Raw genomic sequence first — 21481 nt, 5'->3', positions numbered from 1 at the left:
GAATGATCCATCCCGGCCCGCGCGCTGCGGAACGCGCGGTGGCGGTGCCTGCGTCCCTGCGGCGGATTGGGGGCGTGCTGCCGGCCGGACGGACGGTGATGACGGCTGTGGCGCGGCTGTTCGCTGATGCGGGCTGCAAGGGCGGCGCGGTCTGGCTGAATGGCGTGACCTGTGACCCGATCCGCTTCGTGCTGCCCGCGCCCTCGACCGATGGCATTCATGCCGCCTGGTATTCGGACACCCATGCGCCGGATGGCCCTGTCGGCATTGACAGGGCAACGGCCACCGTCGGCTGGAAGGACGGCGCGCCCTTCCTGCATTGCCACGGCACCTGGGGGGGAACGATGGGCCACCTGCTGCCGCTGGATTCGGTGCTGGCGGCGGATGCGCGCGTCACCGGCATCGGCGCCCCGGATGCCTGGTTCGAGGCCATGCCTGATGCGGAAACCGCCTTCACCCTGTTCACCCCGCAGGGCGGCGGCGCCGGCACCGGCCTTCTGGCCCGGATCCGGCCGGGCGAGGATGTGGTCACGGCCATCGAAGCCCTGTGCGCCCGCCACGGCATCGCGGATGCGCGGCTCCACGGCGTGGGCAGCATCGACCATATCCGCTTTATGGATGGCAGCCGCATGGACTGCCATGCCACCGAATTGCGGCTGGACGGGGCCGCGCTGGCCCAGGGCTGTGCCACAGTCCCGATCGAGGTCGTGGACATCGCGGGCACCATCATGCGCGGCACGCTGGAGCGGGGCATGAACCCCGTCGGCGTGACGCTGGAACTGATCGTTGAAAGGACGGACACATGACGCAGGACGCCAAGGTGGCAATCGTGACCGGGGGTTGCCGGGGCATCGGCCTGGCCGCGACCGAGATTTTCCTGGAACAGGGCTGGCGCGTCGCCGTCGTGGACCGCGACGCCGAGGAACTGCACCGCACCTGCGATCCCATGGAGAACGTCCTTGCGGTCGAAGCCGACATTTCGGACCCGCAAAGCGTCGATGGCGTGATCCGCAGCGTGGTCGGCCAGTGGGGCCGCGTCGATGCCCTGGTCAACAATGCGGGTGTTGCGCTGTTTTCCCGCGTGGGCCAGACCAGCTTCGAGCAATGGCGCGAAGTAATGGCCACGAACCTGGACGGAGTATTTCTTTGCACCCAGGCGGCCGTCCCGGAACTGGCAAAAACCAGGGGCGCTATTGTCAACATCGCCTCGATTTCCGGGCTGCGGGCATCGACGCTGCGGGTGGCCTATGGCACGTCCAAAGCGGCCGTCATTCACCTGACCAAGCAATTCGCGGCCGAACTGGGCGAACAGGGCATTCGCGTCAATTGCGTGGCGCCCGGCCCGGTCAGGACCAAGCTGGCAATGGCCGTCCATGCGCCGGAAATCATCAGCGCCTATTATGACGCCATTCCCCTGAACCGCTATGGCGAGGCGCGCGAGATTGCCGAAGCCATCGTCTTCCTGTGCTCGGACAAGGCCAGTTTCATCAGCGGGCAGACGCTGGCGGTCGATGGGGGATTCGATGCCACCGGGGTCGGCCTGCCCGCGCTGCGCCGCGAAGAGGGAACCCAACGGACGCCCTGAATAGCCGCTATTGCGGAAGCATTTGAAAATGCTTGCTCCGGGTTTATTTTAAACCCGGTAATTCGACTTATATATTATCCCTCATTATTTGTAGATTCATACCGCGATTAATGATATTTATTGCTTCGAGGATTAATTGCCCGGCGGAATAACGGCCCGGAAATCCCGATAACCGCATTTCTGCGGAACTGCATTATTCGGCGTGTATTCGCGCCGATTTGATCACGATTGCCCGGAGTTTACCATGTTGTTTTCTCTCAGCCACGGAACGCGCATCGTCCAGGATACGGCCGCACTGCAGCCCGTGCCTTCAGACGGTCCCCCCAGCCCCCCCTTTGCCCGCGGCGCGGCGGTTCTTGAAAACCCCGCCGAGGCGCTTGAGCGCCTGGATGCCAAGCCGATCTCGGCCGTTGTCGAGGGCGCAGTGGCAAGCACCGCCACGGCAGCCACGCGTTCGATGGCGATATCCACGGCGCCGGGGGCTTTCCGCTATCTGTTCCGCGATGCGCCCGGCCTGCCTGCCGGCCCCGCGACGCTGGCGGCGCTTGACCAGCTTGCCGAAAGCATGGCGGTCGAGACGGCGGATCCTGGCGACGCCTCGATCCCGCCGATCCTGACCTATTTCGGCCAGTTCATCGACCACGACATCACCGCCAATACCGATCGCGAGGTTCCCGGCCTGTCCGAGATCGTGGGCGATATCGACCCGATGGACCGGGTGCAGGTCGAACAGGGGTTGGACAACCTGCGCGAAGGGACGCTGGCGCTTGACAGCCTTTACGGGGATTCGCCCGGTCAGGGGGCCTTCGCGACCAAGCTGGCCCAACTGATGCGTCACCCGACCTTCACCGACAAGATGCGTTTGGGTGTCACGGCCGATTCCGGCGATGGCCGGCCGCCGCTGCCCGCCGATCCCGCGGCGGATCTGCTGCGGCTTGGGTTCCTCCTGGACCGGGGCGATATCACGGAAGCCGAGCTGAATGCCCTGGATCCCGCCCTGCGCGAGAATTTCGTCGATGCTGACGGCCCGATCCGCAGCCGGGCCATCATCGGCGACGGGCGCAACGATGAAAACCTGCTGGTGGCGCAACTGCATGTGGCCTTCCTGCGCCTGCACAACCGGATGGTGGACCTCGGCCACGATTTCGAGGAAGCCCGGCGCCTGACCCGCTTTCATTACCAGTGGCTGGTCTTGAACAGCTTCCTGCCGGGAATTTGCGCAAACGATGTCGTGGACGAGGTGCTGGCCACCGGGGCGCCGCTTTACGCCGAGTTCCTGGACGACAACCCGCCTGCTGATCCCGCCAAGCTGCCGATGCCGCTGGAATTCTCGGTCGCGGGCTTCCGCTTCGGCCATTCGATGGTGCGCGGCGGCTATGATCACAACCGCTTCTTCGGCACGCCCGTTGCCGGGTCCACGCAGATCCTGCCCTTTGCCAGCTTCGAGTTGCTGTTCGCCTTTACCGGCGGCGGCAAGATGCGACCGGATCCGTCCGCGGCGCCGGGGACCAATCTTCCCGGAAACTGGGTGATCGAATGGGACCGCATGGTCAATGCCGAAACGCCACGGCGTTCAGCCCGCAGGATCGACACCCATCTGGCCCCGCCCCTGGACGACATGGTGAACCAGGCGTCCAGGCCGGGCACCCCGCCGATGATGAAGCGGCTGGCGATGCGCAACCTGCGGCGCGGATACCGGCTGAACATGCCCTCGGCCCAGGCCCTGATCGAGGCGATCAACGCGACCGGGCTTTATCGCCCGATCCCGGTGCTGACGCCCGGGCAGGTCTCGGAGGGACGCGACTTCCTGGTCGCCCCCGGCCTGGATGCCGCGACCCCGTTGTGGTTCTATGTCCTGCGCGAAGCCGAACTGGTCGGCGGCAACCACCTGGGGGCGCTTGGCAGCCATCTGGTCGCCAACACGCTGATCGGGCTGGTGGTCAACGACGCCGGTTCCTACTGGAACGCCAAGATCGACGGACACCGCTGGTCGCCGCATCTGTTCCAGCCCTCCCAGCCGATCGACAGCCTCAAGGCGATGCTGCGCTTTACCGGGCTTCTGGCCTGAGGACGCCTGCCATGCCATCGCCCTGGCCGAACTGATCGGCCAGGGCCTGCACCATCTGGCGACCCAGAGGGCCTGGCCTGCGATGCGCGGGCCAGGCCACGACCACGGTGCGGACCGGATGGAACTGCATGTCCTCGCAGGTCAGGCGCATGACCTCGCCCCGCGCGATCTCGGGCTCGAAGGTGCGGCTGGCGGAAAAGCACCAGCCAAGCCCCGCCGTCACCATCGACTTGATGGATTCGACATCGTTCACCGTCCACACATCGGTGGAAAACAAACGTCCCACCCGCTCCATGTCGATCTGCGGAGACCCCACGTAATAGATCTGCCGTTCCCGGTCGAAGGCGCGCATCGCCAGTGGCTGCGGCAGCCCCGCCAGCCGGTGCCCCGTCGCGCAGACCGGGCCCAGCGTCTCGGTCCCCAGGTGGCGGGCGGCGATGTCCGAGGGGATCGCGGCGGCCAGCGTCAGGGCAAAGTCGAAGTTCCCGATCCGCAGGTCGTCCCACAGCGTTGCCAGCGATGAATTGAAGAACTGGAACCGGGCGTGCGGATGATCCGCCGCAAAGGCGCGCAGGGCCTGGTTCAGGTCCGCGCGGGGAAACAGCACGTCGATCAGCACCCGCAGCCGCGTTTCCTCGCCCTTTTCCAGCGATTGCGCATGGGTGGTGAAGCTGCGGGCGCGTTCGACGACGCTGCGCGCCTCGGCCAGCAGCACGCGACCGCGTTCGGTCAGCTCGGCCCGGCTGGTGCCGCGCCCCAGCAGCGGAAAGCCGCATTGTTGTTCCAGTTGCGCCAGCGAATAGCTGACGGATGAAATCGGCCGCCGCAATTCCTTGGCCGCCGCCGTCAGGCTGCCCGTGTCGGCGATGGCGCAGAAGGCCCGCAGGTGATCGACCAGATTCGGATGCATTTCAAGAATCCTGAAACGGTTTTCCTATTCTTTTCGGTTTACCGAAAAACAGAACCGATGCTAGCCTTTCCCTGCCGGCTTCGGAGGAGGAGTCGGCCGCAAGACTGTTTGGGAGGACAGGCTATGCACCCAGTCAACGGGCTCATCCGCGCATGAGCGGCGACAGCGTTCTTGTCTGCGACAACATCACCCGCCGTTTCGGCGGCGTGGTTGCCTTGAAGAATGTCTCGGTCGCGGTGCAGCGGGGCGAGATTTTCGGGCTGGTCGGGCCGAACGGTTCGGGAAAGACCACGCTGGTCAATGCCATCACCGGTTTCTATCCGCCGCAGGAAGGCCGCATCACGCTGGACGGCCGGCAGATCAACGGGCTGAAGCCGTTCCGCATCGCGTCCATGGGCGTGGCGCGGACCTTCCAGAACGTCGCGCTGTTCCACGGAATGAGCGTCCTGGACAACATCCTGATGGGGCGGCACATCTTCATGAAGCCCAATCCGCTGGCGTCGTTCTTCTATCCGTGGTGGGCGCAAAAGGAAGAAGTGGCCCATCGCCGCCATGTCGAAGAGGTGATTGACCTTCTGCAACTGGCCCCTGCCCGCGACGAACATGTCGACGTGATCCCCCTGGGCTTGCAGAAGCGCGTCGAACTGGCCCGCGCGCTTTGCGCCGAACCCAAGCTGCTGGTTCTGGACGAACCCATGGCCGGCATGAACCAGGAAGAAAAGGAATACATGGTCCGCTTCATCCTGGATGCGCAGGAGGCATTGGGCCTGACGGTCCTGATCATCGAGCATCACATGGATGTCGTGACCGCGCTCTGCGACCGGGTGCTGGTCCTGAACAACGGCCAGGAAATCGCCCAAGGCCCGGCACGCGAAGCCATTGCCGATCCGCGCGTGGTCGAGGCCTATATCGGAAAGCCCCGCCATGCAGCATGATCCGGTGAACATCGCCCAGGCCCAGGCGCTGCATCCGAACTGGCGGTCCGACGACACGATCCTGGCGCGCCTGGCGCAGAACGCGGCCGAGGTGCCGAACCAGGTTGCCATGCGCGAACGCGACCACGGCATCTGGCAGGAATACACCTGGGCCGACTACCTGCGGGCCGTGGTAGAATTCGCCGCAGGCCTTGAAGCGCGCGGCGTGAAGCCGGGCGACGTGGTGATGGTGATCGGCGACAACCGCCCGAACCTGTATTTCGCGATGCTGGGCGCGGCCTGCCTGCGCGCCATCCCCTCGCCCGCCTATGCCGATGCGCCCACCGAGGAACTGGCCGCCCAGATGGAGCGCGAGGATATCCGCGTGGCGGTCGCCGAGGACCAGGAGCAGGTGGACAAGATGCTGGAGGCCAAGGGCCGCTGGCAGCATCTGGACCTGGTGATCTATGACGACCCGCGCGGGCTTGCGGGCCGCGAACCGGCCGGCGTGGCGGGCTTCGACGCGGTCCGGGCCGAAGGTGCGGCGCGGCTGAAAGCCGATCCGGGCCTGGCCCAGGCGCTGATCGCCCGGTCCACGATCCACGACACTGTCGTGCTGATGCATTCGTCCGGCACCACCGGCGCGCCCAAGGGCATTCCGCTGAAGCACGGCCATGTCCTGTCAGGTGTCCGCAACGCCGCCGCCGCCGGCTATTTCCAGCAGGGCGAGGTCCACATGGCCTATCTGCCGATGGCTTGGGTCGGCGACTTCATCTTCTCGGTCGGCGCGGCGATGGAATTGCGCTTTACCGTCAACATCCCCGAGGCGAATGAAACCGCCCTGCACGACCTGCGGGAAATGGCGCCCACGCTGTATTTCGCATCGCCCCGCGCCTGGTCGGCCATGCTGACGCGCGTGCAGGTGGGGATCGCGGAAACCACCGGCCTGAAGCGCAGGCTGTATGATTACTTCATGCCCCGCGCGATGGAGGCCGAACGGGCGCGGCTGGACGGCAAGCCTGCGGGCGGCGGTCTGACGCGATTCTTGGGCGAATGGCTGATCTATGGCCCGATCCGCGACCAGCTTGGCCTGGGCCGGGTGAAGCGCGCCTATACCGCCGGAGAGGCCATCGGCGAGGACGTGTTCCTGTGGTTCCGGGCCATCGGCCTGAACCTGCGCCAGTTCTACGGCCAGACGGAAAACTGCGCCCTGGCGGTTGCGCAAAAGCCCGAGGACATCTCGCTGACCACGGTCGGCCGCCCCTTCCCCGGCGTCGAGATGAAGATCGACGAGCATGGAGAGATCCTGCTGCGCGGCGACAACATCTTCGACGGCTATTTCCAGAACCCCAAGGCCAGCGCCGAGGCGTTGCAGGACGGCTGGCTGCACACAGGGGACGCGGGCCAGATCGAGCCTGACGGCCAGCTGGTCGTTCTGGGCCGCGTGTCCGAAGTGGTGGAAAAGCGCGACGGCACCCGCTTCATCGCCACCTATATCGAGAACCGGCTGAAATTCTCGCCCTATATCAAGGACGCCGCGGTGATCGGGCAGGGCCGCGACATGCTGGTGGCGATCGTCTGCGTCGACTTCCAGGCTGTGGGCCAATGGGCGCAGGAACATGGCGTGGCCTATACCTCCTATGCCGAACTGTCCCAGCAGCCGCGCATCTATGACCTGATCCGCGGAGAGATCGCGGCGGTGAACGCGCATCTTCCGCACGGGCTGTCCATCGACCGCTTCGTCAACCTGCACAAGGAATTCGACCCGGACGACGGAGAGGTCACCCGCACCCGCAAGCTCAAGCGCAACGTGATCGACGACCGCTATGGCCCGATCATCGAGGCGCTGAACCGGGGCGACGACCAGATCGATTTCAAGGCCAAGATCACCTATGAAAACGGCCAGACAGGGACCCTGGACCGGGTGCTGCGGCTGTCCGACGTGAAGGGGGCCGCGTGATGGCATATTTCCTGGAACTGCTGATTTCGGGCGCGCTGACCGGGCTGATGTATTCGCTGGTCGCCTTGGGCTTCGTGCTGATCTACAAGTCCGCAGGCGTTCCGAACCTGGCGCAGGGCGCCCTGGTGATGACGGCGGGCTATGCGGTCTGGCTGGTCATGGCCTGGGGCCTCAATGTCTGGATCGCCATTCCCATCGCCGCCGCGATCATGTTCGGCTTTGGCCTGGTGGTGGAACGGCTGCTGCTGCGCCGCATGGTCGGCCAGCCGGTCATCATGGTGGTGATGCTGACCCTGGGGCTTGAGATCCTGCTGCGCGGCATGGTGCCGGGCATCCTGGGATCCGCGCCCAAGCCCATCGACCTGGGAATCGGCTTTGCGCCCATCATCATCGGCGACGTGTTCATCAACCGCACCTCGCTTTACGGCGGCATCGTGGCCTTGGCTCTGGTCGGCGCCTCGCTTCTGTTCTTCCGCACCCGGACAGGCACCAAGCTGCGCGCCGTGTCGGATGACCATGTGTCAAGCTGGGCCGTGGGCATTTCCGTGGAACGCGCCATCGGCATCTCCTGGGGCCTGGCGGGGATCGCCGCCGTGGTCGCGGGGGCGCTGTGGGGATCGTCGCAGGGGGTGGACTGGACGCTGTCCGCGCTGCTGTTCCCGGCGGTCGCCGTGGTGATCCTGGGCGGCGTCGATTCGGTGCCCGGCGTCCTGGTGGGCGGCATCCTTGTGGGCGTGCTGGGCACGGTCATTCCCGGATACCTGGACAGCTTCGCGGGCGGATCGACGCGCGATGTCGTCACCTCGCTCATCATCCTGCTGACCATCATGGTCCGCCCCTTCGGCATCTTCGGCCGAGAAGACATCGAGAGGATCTGACGCCATGTTCTATCGCCTCTCGGGGACGTATCACACCAGCTATCAGGCCGACCGCAAGCTGTGGAAGATCCCCACGGACCGCTGGCTGGTGATCGCGCTTCTGGTGCTGGCGCTGTTGGCCCCGTTGTTCGTCTCGCCGCTGTATCTGGGCAGCTATGTCCTGCCCTGGGTGATCTGGTCGGCGGCCGCGCTGTCGCTGACGCTGCTGATGGGTCTGGCGGGGCAGCTGCATTTCGGCTTTGCCGCCGTGATGGCGATCGGGGCCTATGCATCCATCCACCTGGTGCGGGCGGGCGTGCCCTTCGAACTGGCGCTGCTGCTGTCCGGGCTGATCTCGGCGGTGATCGGCGCGATCTTCGGGGGTGCCGCGCTGCGGGTGAAGGGGCTTTACCTGGTGATGGCCACGCTGGCGATGCAGTATCTGGTCGACTGGGTCGTGGTGAACGTGCCCGCGATTTCCGGGGGCGCGCACGCCACGTTGCGCACGCCTGCAGTCAGCTTCCTGTTCCTGCCCATTGAAAGCCTTGCGGCGCGTTATTGGCTGGCGCTTGGCTGGGCGGTGCTGCTGACGGTGTTCTTCATGAACGTCAAGCGCACGTCCTTCGGCCGCGCCCTGGTAGCCATCCGCGACAAGGACTTCGCCGCCGCCGTGATCGGGGTGGACCCGTTCAAGACCAAGCTGATGGCCTTCTTCACGTCATCCTTCATGGGCGGCGTGACGGGCGCGATCCTGGCCTTCTGCTTCTATCGCGCGGTGACGCCGGAACAGTTCGGCTTCAACGTGTCGATCCAGTTGGTCGCCATGGTGCTGGTCGGCGGCCTGGGATCGGTGATCGGATCCTGGCTGGGCGCGGGCTTCGTGCTGCTGGCGCCGATCTTCCTGACCAACCTGGTGTCGGGCCTTGCCGCATCCGGCTGGGTGCCGGTCAGCCAGAACTTCCTGTCGCACCTGCCCTTGATGATCTACGGCGCCATGATCATCGGCTTCCTGCTGCTGGAGCCACTGGGTCTGGCGAAAATCTATGACAACATCCGCAAGTATTTCCTGGTCTGGCCTTTCCGCCACGCCAGAAGCTGACCCTTGGGAGGGGGAACGCATAACATGGGAGGAAAACACATGACCTTTCTGCGCAAGCTGGCGCTGACGACGGCCCTTGTGGCTGGGCTGTCCGCCCCCGTGGCCGCCGAAGACGTTAAGTTCGGCCTGCTTCAGGATTTCACGGCGGTTTATACCTTCGTGACCGGCCAGTATAACCAGGGGCAGCAAGACTATCTGGCCCTGGCGAATGCCGAAGGCCTTCTGGGCGAGGGCAACTCTGTGACCGCCATCGTCCGCGACACCGGCAACCAGCCGCAGCGCGGAATCGAGGCCTATAACCGCGCCAAGGAAGAAGGCGCGATCCTGTTCGACTTCCTGTCGACGCCGGTATCCGCCGCGATCCTGGACCAGGCGCAGGCCGACAAGAACATCGTCATCACCCCCGCCCACGGGCGCGGCGACGCATCCGACGGGACCGTGTTCCCCTATGTCTTCCCGATGCTGCCCACCTATTGGGCCCAGGCCGCAAACCTGATCGAGCACATGAAGAACAATGGCGGGCTGGAAGGCAAGAAGATCGCCATCGTCCATATCGACAGCCCCTTCGGCCGCGAACCCGGCCCGATCCTGGAAGCCCTATCCGAACAGGAAGGGTTCGAGTTCCAGGCCTTCCCCTATGCCAGCCCCGGCAACGAACAGGCCGCCGCCTGGTCCGAAGTTCGGCGTTACCGCCCCGACTATGTCCTGATCTGGGGCGCGGGCGGCGGTCAGGCCGTATCCGTGCGAACCGCCATCCAGAACGGCATCGCGCCCGAACAGATCCATTCGGTGATCTGGCTGGCCGAAACAGATGCCGCCAATGTCGGCCCGCAGATGAAGGGCGTCAAGCGCTTCGAGGCGACCGCGGCCGGCACCGACCTGCCGATCATCCAGCGGATCCAGGAAAAGGTCATCGCCGCCGGCAAGGGCTCGGGCGACGAGGCCAATGTCGGCAACAGCTACTATAACCTTGGCGTCGCCACGATGGCCGTCGCGGTCGAGGCCGCGCGCCTGGGGATGGAAGGCGGCCAGCCGCTGACCGGAGAGACGCTGAAGGCCGGCTTCGAGAAGATCTCGGGCTTTGACGCCGAGGGGCTGATGCCCGCCGTGACCTATACCGCCGAGGATCACCAAGGCGGCGGCGCAGGCCGCGTGTCGGAATGGGACGGCGAGAAGTGGGTGCCGGTCAGCGAATGGCACGCCGCCTATCCCGAGCTGATCCGCCAGGTGATCGAGGAATCGGCCGCCAAGTACAAGGAAGGCAACTAAGCCATGCCCGCGCTGATCCTGGAAAACGTCGAGGTGATCTATGACAAGGTCTTCCTGGCCATCAAGGGCGTTTCGCTGGAGGTGGGCGAAGGCGAGATGGTCGCCCTTCTGGGATCGAACGGCGCGGGCAAATCCACGACGCTGAAATCCATCTCGGGGCTCTTGGGCCCCGAGCGTGGGCTGGTCACCCGGGGCGAGATCCGCTTCGGCGACCGATCGATCCTGAACATGGGGGCGCCCGAACGGGTGGCGGGCGGGCTGGTCCATGTGCTGGAAGGCCGGCGCATCTTCGGCCACCTGACCCCGGACGAAAACCTGGTGGCCGCCTATCGCGGCCGCAGCATCGCACGCTTCAACGAATTGCGCGAACAGGTCTATGCCTATTTCCCGCGCCTCAAGGAACGCATCAAGTCCAAGGCGGGCTATCTGTCGGGCGGCGAACAGCAGATGCTGGCCATCGGCCGGGCGCTGATGACCGAACCCAAGCTGATCATGCTGGACGAACCCTCGCTGGGCCTGTCGCCGCTGCTGGTGCAGGAAATCTTCGGCATCATCGGCACGATCAACGCCGAACAGGGCATGTCGGTGCTGCTGGTCGAACAGAACGCCGCGGCCACGCTGGACATCGTGTCGCGCGCCTATCTGATCGAACAGGGGCAGGTGGTGATGTCGGGCGCGGCCGAGGTGCTGAAGTCGAATCCCGACGTGCAGGACTTCTATCTGGGCGGGGCCGAGCACACCGACTACCGCAACGTCAAACACTATCGCCGGCGCAAACGCTGGCTGGCCTGAGGAAAGCCCATGACCGTCGATCTTGACCACGCCCGCGACACGCGCGAGGGGACCCCGCTTGCCCGTCTGAACGCGCAATTGGCGCGGATGCGCGGCAGCCAGCCCTTCTGGGCGGGCCTGCCGGACAAGCCGCTGGACAGCCTGGACGACCTGGCGGCCCTTCCGGTGCTGCGCAAGTCGGATCTGGTGGACATGCAGGCCAAGGACGCGCCCTTTGGCGGGCTGACCGGCGGGCCGGTCACAGGCCTGCGGCGGCTGTTCGTGTCGCCCGGACCGATCTTCGACCCGGAAGGGCGCGGGCTGGACTGGTGGGGATCGGCTGCCGCCCTGTCTGCCGCCGGGGTGCAGGGGGGCGACGTGATCCTGAACACCTTCTCCTATCACCTGACGCCAGCCGCCTTCATCTTCGAGGCCGGGGCCGAGGCCTTGGGCTGCCCGGTCATCCCTGCCGGTCCCGGCAATACCGCCGACCAGCTTGTGGCGATCCGGCAATACCGCCCGCGCGTCTATGTGGGCGTGCCGGATTTCCTGAAGATCATCCTGGACAAGGCGGATGAGGCCGGCCTGGACCGGACCTGCCTTCAGGTCGGCATGGTCACCGGGGCGGCCCTGCCCGACAGCCTGCGGGCCGAGCTTTCGTCGCGGGGCGTGGCCGTCAGGCAATGCTATGGCACCGCCGACCTGGGCATCGTGGCCTATGAGGATGGCGGGCCGGGGATGGTGCTGAACGACGGCGCGATCGTCGAGATCGTGCGTCCCGGCACGGGCCAGCCCGTCCCCGATGGCGAGGTGGGAGAGATCGTGGTGACGCGGCTTGACGCCGACTACCCGCTGCTGCGCTTTGCCACGGGCGACATGTCGGCCATCATCCCAGGGGCCACCGGCGCGCGCCGCATCAAGGGCTGGATGGGCCGTGCCGACCAGGCAGCGAAGGTCAAGGGGATGTTCGTGCGCCCCGAACAGATCGCCGCCATCGGCCGCGCGGTGCCCGGCTGCCAGCGCCTGCGCCTGGAAATCAGCCGGAGCGGCGAACAGGACCGGATGCACCTGCTGGTGGAACATGCCGACAGCGGCGTGGCGGCCCCGCTGGCCGACAAGCTGGCCGAGATCACGCGCCTGAAGGGCTCGGTCGAGGTTGTCGCGCCGGGCAGCCTGCCCAATGACGGCCGGGTGATCGCCGACCTGCGGTGATCATTCCAGGACCGGCGCGCCAGCTTCGAGGCGCGCCCGGTCCAGCACGCGCACGGCGCTGCGTCCCAGTTCGATGATGCCGGCGTCGCGCAATTCGCCCAGCATCTTGTTCACCGTCTGGCGCGAACAGCCGATGACCACGCCCAATTGCGACTGGCTGATCTGCACCGAATCGTCCGATTCGCTGGTCAATTGGCGCAGATACAGGCGGATGCGCTGTTCGGCACTGTAGTAATGGTCGGCCGTCCGGTTGCGGTTTTCCCGCATCAGCCGGTCATGCAGCAGGGTGCACAGGTTCGGGATCAGGATCTGCGGGGGGACATGGGCGAACAGCGCCTTGGCGGGGCAGAACAGCACTGTCGTGTCCGTCAGGGTCTGGCAGCTGGCCGCGCAGGGTCGGCCCGACAGGGCCTCGACCTCGCCCAGCATCTCTCCGGCCGTGGCGATATGGACGATGACCTGGTTGCCGGAACTGTCCACGTAACAGACCTCGACCCGGCCCGAGGCGATGAAATAGCTGCCCTCGGTCGTCTCGCCCTGGCGCAGGATATAGGCCCCGGGTTTCAGCAGCCGGGATGTGCAGCTGGCCAGCAGCGCGTGCTTCTGGCTCCGTGTCAGCCCCTTCAGGATCGGCGCCTGAAACAGATGGGAATATTCCTGGGGATCGATCATCGCAAACAGGTCCCTCGGCAACATTCGGGCAGGCCGCCCGCGAACCGCGAAATCATAGCAATGAAGCAGGAAAAAGGCTATCCCGGCCCAAAAAGGGCAACGCATCACACAAGATGCGACGGGATAGCCGGAACTCGCACTCAACCCAGAAAATGCAGCGCACCACGACTGCGCCCTTAGACAGATAGACCTTTTGTCTGAGGCGAAGTGTCAACCAGCCGACACAAGGCCTAACAAAACGCAGCCGGGTGCGACGATTGCATTATCTGAAAGCTATAAAGTCAGGATCGCCCTGAAATCGTTCACGTTCGTCAGCGTAGGTCCAGTAATGACCTGAGCATCGCAGGCTTGGAAAAAGCCGTGCGCATCGTTCGCCGACAAGGCCTGCCGCGCAAGGTCCAGCGACATAACGGACAAGGTGCCGGGGCCGATGATCGCGCCCGCAACCTCGGCCGCGCCATCGACGCCATCCGTGTCGCAGGCCAGTGCGTGAATGCCCGGCGCCCCCGCAAGCGCAATGGCCAAGGCCAGGCAGTATTCGGAATTGGGCCCGCCGATCCCCGTGCCTCGCCGGGTCACTGTCAGCTCGCCGCCCGACAGGATGAGATGCGGCTGGCCGCTGCCATGGCCGTCGGCCTGCCGCGACAGGGCCAGGCGGGCATGCTGGGCCGCGACCTCGCGCGCCTCGCCCTCCAGGGAATCACCCAGGATCTCGACGGTGCAACCGGCGGCGCGGGCCATTTCGGCCGCAGCCTCCAGCGATCGGGCAGGGGCGGCGATGATGTGGTTCTTGACCCGTGACAGGCGCGGATCGCCGGGGGGAATGACGCCGCTGCCGCCTTGCAGGGCGCGGGTGACGCTGTCAGGGACTGCGATCCCCCAGCGGTCCAGGATCGTCCGCGCATCGGCGGGGGTGCTGGCGTCGCCCACCGTCGGCCCAGACCCGATCATCGCCGGATCGTCCCCCGGCACGTCCGAGATCATCAGCGCCAGCATCCGTGCGGGCCAGGCGGCTGCAGCCAGCTGGCCGCCCTTGACGCGCGACAGGTGCTTGCGGACCACGTTCATCTGCCCGATCGGCGCGCCCGAGGCCAGCAGCGCTGCATTCACCGCCTGCTTTTCCGCAAGGCCCACGCCCTGAACCGGCGCGCAAAGCAGCGCCGAGGCCCCGCCCGAGATCAGCGCCAGAACGAAATCCCCCTCGTCAAGCCCGGCCAGCAGGTCCAGCATCCGCAGCGTGGCCTGCGCCCCGGCCTCATCCGGGACCGGATGGGCGGCCTCGACGATCTCGATCCCCTTGCAGGGGCGGCCATAGCCATAGCGGGTGATGACCAGGCCTTCGCATGACCCCCAGGCGGCTTCCACGGCCTCGGCCATGCGGGCACTGGCCTTGCCCGCGCCGATCACCACCACGCGCCCGTCGGGCCGAGGCGGCAGATGGGTTGCAAGCGAGCGCATGGGATCGGCCACCTCGACCGCGCGGTCGAACAGGGCGCGCAGGAAGGCGCCAGGATCGGCACTTGGATCGGCGGCGGGCGCGGTCATGGGCGACGCTGGCCCAAGCCCCCGCCCGACTGGCGGCGGCGGGCGGTTTCCAGTTGCGCCTCGGCCTCGGCAATGTCGCGCGAGGCTTGGCGGACATAGCCCAGATGGTCATGGGCCGCGGCGCGGGCAGCATCGGGGTCGCGGTCCAGGATCGCGGCCCCGATGGCGCGGTGCTGGTCGCGCAGCCGGTCGCGCATCTGCGGCAGGGTGAACATCCGCCCCCGGTTCCGCGCCACGTTGCTGCGCAGGTTGCCCGACAGCGCCCGCATGATCTGCAAAAGGACCAGGTTGTGGCTGGCCTCGTAGATTGCCTGGTGCAGGGCAGCGTCGGCCTCGGCCTCGTCTGCGGGGGTTGCGGCGGCATGGGCGGCCTCGATCGCCTCCAGCGCGGCGGCGATGCGGTCGCGATCCAGTTCCGTGGCCCGCTGCGCGGCCAGACCCGCCGCATGGCTTTCGACCACGTCGCGGAAATCCAGGTAGTCGTCCTCGACCTCGGGGTGATCGGCCAGAAGGGCGATCAGCGGGTCCGTGAAGGCCGCCTGCCCCAGCGGCGCCACGCGCAGGCCGCGCCCCTTTTCGCCCACCAGCAGCCCGCGATCCTGCAGCATCTTCAGCCCGTCCCGCAGCGTCGGGCGCGAGACGTTCAGCCGCTGCGCCAGGTCACGTTCCGGCAGCAGCCCTTCATCGGGGGCCAGCGACCCTTCAAGGATCAGCGTCTCGATATGGCGGGCCACGGCCTCGGCGGCGCGTTCGGGGCGGATCGGAAATTCGGTCATGGGCGGCACCCTTATCGCTGCGGCCATATCATCGCAATTGACAGGCTTGGTCAAATCATTTTACCAAAGATGCCGGAACAGAAAGGCCCGAGCCATGTCCATCGCCATGCCGACGCCCGACCCGCGGATCATCGCGCGCGGCCCGCAGATCGTGGCTGCCCTGCGCGCCGTGCTGCCCCCGGACGCTGTGATCGACGACCCGCAGGAAACCCGCGCCTATGAATGCGACGCGCTGACGGCATACCGCTGCCCCCCGCTGGCCGTGGTCCTGCCGCGCACGACGGCAGAGGTGGCGGCAACGATGAAGATCTGCGGCCAGATGGGTGTGCCGGTGGTGCCGCGCGGGGCGGGCACCTCGCTTGCGGGGGGCGCGCTGCCCACGGCCGATTGCGTGATCCTGGGCACCATGCGCCTGCGCGACGTGTTGCAGATCGACACCGACAACCGCTTTATCCGCGTCCAGACCGGCGTGACCAACCTGTCGGTCAGCGCGGAACTGGAACCATACGGCTTCTTCTACGCACCCGACCCGTCCTCGCAACTGGCCTGCACCATCGCGGGCAATATCGCGATGAACTCGGGCGGGGCGCATTGCCTGAAATACGGGGTCACCACCAACAACCTGCTGGGCGCGACCGTGGTCCTGACGACCGGAGAGATCGTGGAACTGGGCGGGCCGGAACTTGGCCCCGCGGGCCTGGACCTGCTGGGCGTGCTGTGTGGGTCCGAAGGCCAGCTTGGCGTCGTGACCGAGGCCACCTTGCGCATCCTGCCCCGCCCGGAAGGCGCGCGGCCCGTGCTGATCGGCTTCGATTCCCCCGAGGTCGCGGGCGAATGCGTGGCCAACATCATCCGGTCCGGCGTGCTGCCGGTCGCCATCGAATACATGGACGAACCCTGCCTGCGCGCGGTCGAGGCCTTCGCCAAGGCCGGATACCCCGATTGCCCTGCCGTCCTGATCGTCGAGGTCGAGGGATCGCGAGCCGAGATCGACGACCAGATCGCCCGCATCCGCGCCATCGCAGACGCCCTGAACCCGGTCGAGTTCCGCGAAAGCCGCAATGCCGACGAAGCCCTGGCGATCTGGAAGGGCCGCAAGTCGGCCTTCGGCGCGATGGGACGCCTGGGCGACTACATCTGCCTGGACGGCACCGTGCCTGTGGGCCAGTTGCCCTATACCCTGCGCCGGATCGGCGAACTGTCGCGCCAGCACGGGCTGGAGGTCGCGAATGTCTTCCACGCGGGCGACGGCAACATGCATCCGCTGATCCTGTTCAACGCCAACAAGCCCGGCGACCTGGCGCGCGCCGAGGCCTTCGGCGCCGACATCCTGCGCCTTTGTGTCGAGGTGGGCGGCTGCCTGACCGGCGAACATGGGGTGGGCGTGGAAAAGCGCGACCTGATGTCGGACCAGTATGCGCCCGAAGATCTGGCGATCCAGATGCAGGTGAAGGATGTCTTCGATCCCCAATGGCTGCTGAATCCGGCCAAGGTCTTTCCGCTGGACGCCAGCGCCGCGCATCGCGGGATGGCTGCGGAATGAACGTGGCATCGGATCTGGCGCCCACGACCGAAGCCGAACTGTCCGAAATCCTGTCGGACCACCATGCCCGCCGCGCGCCCCTGCGCATCATGGGCGGCGGCACGCGGGTCGAAAACCGCGCGGCCGGCGAAGCCCTGTCGCTGTCGCGCCTGTCCGGCGTGGTGACCTATTCCCCGGGCGAGATGACGCTGATCGCCCGCCCCGGCACGCCATTGGCGGAAATCGAACAAATGCTGGCCGCCGAAGGCCAGGCCCTGGCTTTCGAGCCGCCCGACATGGGCGCCGTCCTGGGGGGCAACGGCACGCCTACCCTGGGCGGCACCGTCGCGGCCAATGCCAGCGGTCCGCGCCGTCTGCTGGCAGGCGCCTGCCGCGATCACCTGCTGGGCGTGCGATTCGTCGACGGCCGGGGCCGCGTGATGAAGAACGGCGGGCGGGTGATGAAGAACGTCACCGGCCTGGATCTGTCCAAGCTGCTGGCCGGATCATACGGCACCTTGGCCGTGCTGGCCGAGGTGGTGCTGAAGACCCTGCCGCTGCTGCCCGCCCGCACCACGCTGTCTTTTCCCGGCGTGACCGAGGACATTGCCCTGCGCATCTTCACGACAGCTTTGTCCACCCCCTTCGAGGTCTCGGGCGCGGCCCATGTCGGCGGCACGGTCTATCTGCGCATCGAAGGGCTGGAAGGCCAGCTTGCCTATCGCCGCGACCGTCTGCTGGCGCTTCTGGCGGACCACCGCCCCGAGGTTCTGGACGATGCCCCTTGGCAAGCCATCCGCGACGTGGCGCATTTCGCCGGCGGCGGCCCGCTGTGGCGAATCCTGTGCAAGCCCAGTGATGCGCCCGGCCTTTGCGACGGGCTGCGAGCGATGGGCGGGGACTGCTCGCTGGATTGGGGCGGCGGCCTGATCTGGTATCGCGGCCCCGGCAACCCGCGTGCCCTTGCCCCCCATGCCACGCTGGTCCGCCGCGAAGGCGCGGAAGGTCCGGCCTTCCCGCCGCTGGCCCCCGCCGTCGCGCGCCTGCAGGACGGGCTGCGGCGCAGCTTCGACCCGGCGGGCATCCTCAACCCCGGCCTGATGGACGCCTGACATGCAGACCACCTTCACCGCCCAGCAACTGGCCGATCCCCTGACCGCGCGGTCGAACGAGATCCTGCGCACCTGCGTCCATTGCGGCTTCTGCACGGCGACCTGTCCTACCTACAAGGTGCTGGGGGACGAGTTGGACAGCCCGCGCGGGCGCATCTACCTCATCAAGGACATGCTGGAAAACAGCCGCGTGCCCGATGCGAAGACCGTCCAGCATATCGACCGCTGCCTGTCCTGCCTGTCCTGCATGACGACCTGTCCGTCGGGCGTGCATTACATGCACCTGGTCGATCACGCGCGGGAATATATCGAGGCGAACTATCGCCGCCCCCTGCCCGACCGGCTGCTGCGCTGGATGCTGGCGAAGATCCTGCCCTATCCCGGACGCTTCCGGCTGGCGCTGCGCGGCGCGAAACTGGGCCGTCCCTTCCGCCGCCTGCTGCCCGACCCCCGGCTGCGCGCGATGCTGGACATGGCCCCCCGCGACATCCCGCCGCCCAGCCTGAACGACCGCCCCCAGGTCTTCGCGGCCCAAGGCGCCCGCCGCAGGCGGGTGGCGCTGCTGGTGGGCTGCGCGCAGCGGGCGCTGAACACCGACATCAACGACGCCACCATCCGCCTGCTGCGCCGCCACGGCTGCGAGGTGGTGATCCCCAAGGACCTCGGCTGCTGCGGCGCGCTGACCCATCACATGGGCCGCACCGACGAAAGCCATGCCATGGCCGCGGCCAACATCCGCGCGGTCATGGCCGAGGTGAACGGCGGCGGCCTGGACGCGGTGGTCATCAACACCTCGGGCTGCGGGACCACGGTCAAGGACTATGGCCACATGTTCGCGGGCGATCCGCTGGAAGCCGACGCGGCGCGCGTCGCGGCCTTGGCAAAGGACATCACCGAGGTCATGGCCGACCTGGGCCTGCAGGACGCAACCCACGCCGCCCCCCTGCGCGTCGGCTATCACGCCGCCTGTTCGCTGCAGCACGGGCAGCAGATCAAGGCCACGCCCAAGGAACTGCTGGCCGATGCCGGCTTCACCGTGCTGGAGCCGAAGGACAGCCATATCTGCTGCGGATCGGCCGGAACCTATAACCTGATGCAGCCCGCCATCAGCGCCGAGTTGAAGGCCCGCAAGGTCTCCACACTGGAGGCTATCCGTCCCCAGGTCATCAGCGCCGGCAATATCGGCTGCATGATGCAGATCGGGTCCGGCACGGGCGTTCCGGTCGTCCACACCGCCGAACTGCTGGACTGGGCCACCGGCGGGCCCAGGCCGCGGGCGCTGTCCGAGGCCCTTGCCTAGGGCCGGGTTCTGGCGCTTGGCCGACCATTGTGGCAAGAGGCGGATCGCCGCGCCCCGACGCCGGGCATGACAAGCCGCCGCCGCGTCCGGGCAAGACCCGCCTGAAGGAATCACCCGATGCTGCGCCAGTTCTTTTCCTATTACCGTCCCTTCATGGGGCTGTTCTGGCTGGATTTCGGCTGCGCGGTGCTGTCGGGCCTGCTGGAACTGGCCTTCCCGCTGGCCGTCACGGCTTTCATCGACCACCTGCTGCCGCAGGGTGACTGGACGCTGACCGTTGCCGCCGCCGCGGGCCTTCTGGTGCTTTATGCCGTCAATGCGGGCCTGCTGACGGTGGTGATCTATTGGGGCCACAAGCTGGGCATCAACATCGAGACCGAAATGCGCGCCCGTGCCTTCGACCACCTGACGCGGCTGTCCTGGCGGTGGTACGACCGGGCGCGCACCGGCAAGCTGGTCGCCCGCGTGACCCGCGACCTGGAAGAAATCGGAGAGGTCGCCCATCACGGCCCCGAGGACGCCTTCATCGCCATCATGACCTTCGTGGGCGCCTTCGCGCTGATGTTCTGGGTCAACCCGCAGCTTGCCGTGATCGTGGCGCTGATCGTGCCGGCGATGCTGGCCATCGTGATCGTCTATGGCGGACGCATGACCCAGACCTGGCGCGCCATTTATTCCCGCGTGGGCGATTTCAATGTCCGGCTCGAGGAAACCCTGGGCGGCGTCCGCGTTGTGCAGGCCTTCGGCAACGAGGCGCATGAGAACCACCTGTTCGCCGCCGACAACGCCCGCTACCGCCAGGCCAAGCTGGACGCCTATCGCGTGATGGCGGCGTCGAACGCGCTGCAATACATGGGCCTGCGCCTGGTGCAGGTGGTCGTCATGGTGGTGGGCGCGGGCTTCGTGCTGTCGGGCGACCTGACCACCGGCGGCTTCGTGGGCTTCCTGTTGCTGGTCGGCGTCTTCTATCGCCCGCTGGAAAAGATCGCCGCCGTGATCGAGACCTATCCGCGCGGCATCGCGGGCTTCCGCCGTTACCAGGAACTGCTGGCAACCGAGCCCGAGATCTCTGACGCTCCCGACGCCGTCGAGGCCCCCGCCCTGCGCGGCGACATCCGCTTCGAGAATGTGGGCTTTTCCTATGACGCGGGCCGCCCCATCCTGGACGGGATCGACCTGACCGTGAAGGCGGGGGAAACCGTGGCCTTCGTCGGCCCCTCTGGCGCGGGCAAGACGACACTGCTGGCGCTGCTGCCGCGGTTCTACGAGCCGACCGCCGGCCGGATCACGGTGGACGGGCTGCCCCTGCCCGCCCTGCGGCTGAACAGCCTGCGCCGCCAGATCGGGCTGGTCAGCCAGGACGTGTTCCTGTTCGGCGGCACCCTGCGCGAAAACATCGGCTATGGCCGCCTTGGCGCGACCGACGACGAGATCCGGCAGGCCGCCGCGCGCGCGCAGCTGACCCAGATGATCGAAGGGCTGCCCGACGGGCTGGATACGGTCGTGGGCGAACGCGGCGTGATGCTGTCGGGCGGGCAGAAGCAGCGCGTGGCCATCGCCCGCGCCTTCCTGAAGAACCCGCCGATCCTGATCCTGGACGAGGCGACAAGTGCCTTGGACAGCCAGACCGAACGGGAAATCCAGCAGGCCCTGGACGCGCTTGCCGTGGGCCGCACCACGCTGGTCATCGCCCACCGCCTGGGCACGATCCGCAACGCCCATCGCATCGTGGTCATGCAGGCGGGCAGGATTGCGGAAATCGGCAGCCATGCGGACCTGATTGCAAAAGGCGGGATCTATGCGGGCCTGGCGGCCTGAAGGAACGGGCACCCGTTTGCGGCAAATAGCGGCAGGGGACGACGAATTTCATCCGGTCCGCAGAAAAGTGTTAATCTTTCGTTAATGATAG

Annotated in this window: 18 protein-coding genes; 14 read left to right on the top strand and 4 right to left on the bottom strand. The window is 66.7% G+C overall.

The genetic code is table 11. From position 1 onward, the window contains the following. Positions 1-2: 2 nt before the first annotated feature. The 3 genes from FIU66_RS00300 to FIU66_RS00290 all read left to right on the top strand — a co-directional run bounded on the left by FIU66_RS00300 (position 3) and on the right by FIU66_RS00290 (position 3653). The gene (locus FIU66_RS00300) at positions 3-806 is read left to right on the top strand and encodes a PPC domain-containing DNA-binding protein (protein ID WP_201281070.1); all 804 of its coding nucleotides are present in this window, start codon (positions 3-5) and stop codon (positions 804-806) included. Continuing rightward, positions 803-1585 (top strand): SDR family NAD(P)-dependent oxidoreductase, encoded by a 783-nt coding sequence (locus FIU66_RS00295; protein ID WP_167620833.1) that lies wholly within the window; start codon positions 803-805, stop codon positions 1583-1585. The genes FIU66_RS00300 and FIU66_RS00295 overlap by 4 nt, the downstream gene beginning before the upstream one ends. 244 nt (positions 1586-1829) lie before the next feature. Continuing rightward, entirely contained in the window at positions 1830-3653 is a 1824-nt protein-coding gene (locus FIU66_RS00290; RefSeq protein ID WP_167620832.1) for a heme peroxidase family protein, read from the top strand. On the opposite strand, the gene FIU66_RS00285 is transcribed toward FIU66_RS00290, so the two are convergent. After that, positions 3634-4563, bottom strand: coding sequence for a LysR family transcriptional regulator (locus FIU66_RS00285; RefSeq protein WP_167620831.1), 930 nt, complete (start codon positions 4561-4563; stop codon positions 3634-3636). The two genes, FIU66_RS00290 and FIU66_RS00285, sit on opposite strands and share 20 nt — an antisense overlap. Positions 4564-4715: 152 nt before the next feature. On the opposite strand from FIU66_RS00285, the gene FIU66_RS00280 reads away from it, so the two are divergent. The 7 genes from FIU66_RS00280 to FIU66_RS00250 are packed head-to-tail and all read left to right on the top strand — an operon-like array spanning position 4716 to position 12645. After that, positions 4716-5498, top strand: coding sequence for an ABC transporter ATP-binding protein (locus tag FIU66_RS00280; protein ID WP_167620830.1), 783 nt, complete (start codon positions 4716-4718; stop codon positions 5496-5498). Continuing rightward, positions 5488-7437 (top strand): long-chain fatty acid--CoA ligase, encoded by a 1950-nt coding sequence (locus FIU66_RS00275; protein WP_167620829.1) that lies wholly within the window; start codon positions 5488-5490, stop codon positions 7435-7437. The genes FIU66_RS00280 and FIU66_RS00275 overlap by 11 nt, the downstream gene beginning before the upstream one ends. Continuing rightward, entirely contained in the window at positions 7437-8315 is an 879-nt protein-coding gene (locus tag FIU66_RS00270) for a branched-chain amino acid ABC transporter permease (RefSeq protein ID WP_167620828.1), read from the top strand. Before FIU66_RS00275 ends, FIU66_RS00270 begins: the two co-directional genes overlap by 1 nt. A gap of 4 nt (positions 8316-8319) precedes the next feature. Continuing rightward, positions 8320-9393, top strand: a complete 1074-nt coding sequence (locus FIU66_RS00265; protein WP_167620827.1) for a branched-chain amino acid ABC transporter permease — start codon at positions 8320-8322, stop codon at positions 9391-9393. A 39-nt stretch (positions 9394-9432) separates the two neighbouring features. Next, complete coding sequence (locus FIU66_RS00260; RefSeq protein ID WP_167620826.1) at positions 9433-10662, top strand: ABC transporter substrate-binding protein; 1230 nt, start codon at positions 9433-9435, stop codon at positions 10660-10662. 3 nt (positions 10663-10665) lie between these two features. Then, a complete protein-coding gene (locus FIU66_RS00255; RefSeq protein WP_167620825.1) occupies positions 10666-11454 on the top strand; it encodes an ABC transporter ATP-binding protein in 789 nt (262 codons plus the stop codon). Between the two features lie 9 nt (positions 11455-11463). Continuing rightward, entirely contained in the window at positions 11464-12645 is a 1182-nt protein-coding gene (locus FIU66_RS00250; protein WP_167620824.1) for a phenylacetate--CoA ligase family protein, read from the top strand. Here FIU66_RS00250 and FIU66_RS00245 read toward each other — a convergent pair whose 3' ends face one another. From FIU66_RS00245 to FIU66_RS00235, 3 genes are all read right to left on the bottom strand, one after another. Beyond that, the gene (locus FIU66_RS00245; protein ID WP_167620823.1) at positions 12646-13317 is read right to left on the bottom strand and encodes a Crp/Fnr family transcriptional regulator; all 672 of its coding nucleotides are present in this window, start codon (positions 13315-13317) and stop codon (positions 12646-12648) included. 273 nt (positions 13318-13590) lie between these two features. Then, the gene (locus FIU66_RS00240) at positions 13591-14862 is read right to left on the bottom strand and encodes a glycerate kinase (protein ID WP_167620822.1); all 1272 of its coding nucleotides are present in this window, start codon (positions 14860-14862) and stop codon (positions 13591-13593) included. Further along, complete coding sequence (locus FIU66_RS00235) at positions 14859-15638, bottom strand: FCD domain-containing protein (RefSeq protein WP_167620821.1); 780 nt, start codon at positions 15636-15638, stop codon at positions 14859-14861. Before FIU66_RS00235 ends, FIU66_RS00240 begins: the two co-directional genes overlap by 4 nt. Before the next feature lie 100 nt (positions 15639-15738). Between FIU66_RS00235 and FIU66_RS00230 the strand changes: the two genes are divergently transcribed. The 4 genes from FIU66_RS00230 (at position 15739) to FIU66_RS00215 (ending at position 21390) form a co-directional block, all read left to right on the top strand. Further along, on the top strand, positions 15739-17181 hold the full coding sequence (locus FIU66_RS00230) for an FAD-linked oxidase C-terminal domain-containing protein (RefSeq protein ID WP_201281097.1): 1443 nt from the start codon (positions 15739-15741) through the stop codon (positions 17179-17181). Beyond that, positions 17178-18272, top strand: a complete 1095-nt coding sequence (locus FIU66_RS00225; protein WP_167620819.1) for an FAD-binding protein — start codon at positions 17178-17180, stop codon at positions 18270-18272. Before FIU66_RS00230 ends, FIU66_RS00225 begins: the two co-directional genes overlap by 4 nt. A 1-nt stretch (position 18273) precedes the next feature. Next, positions 18274-19572: a glycolate oxidase subunit GlcF gene (glcF, locus tag FIU66_RS00220; protein ID WP_167620818.1), complete on the top strand. Its 1299-nt coding sequence runs from the start codon at positions 18274-18276 to the stop codon at positions 19570-19572. A 117-nt stretch (positions 19573-19689) separates the two neighbouring features. Then, positions 19690-21390 (top strand): ABC transporter ATP-binding protein, encoded by a 1701-nt coding sequence (locus FIU66_RS00215; protein ID WP_167620817.1) that lies wholly within the window; start codon positions 19690-19692, stop codon positions 21388-21390. Positions 21391-21481 lie beyond the last annotated feature (91 nt).

The organism is Paracoccus sp. AK26 (genome assembly GCF_011801365.1).
Classification (GTDB): Bacteria; Pseudomonadota; Alphaproteobacteria; order Rhodobacterales; family Rhodobacteraceae; genus Paracoccus; species Paracoccus aerius.
This window is presented reverse-complemented; position numbering and strand designations above follow the sequence as displayed.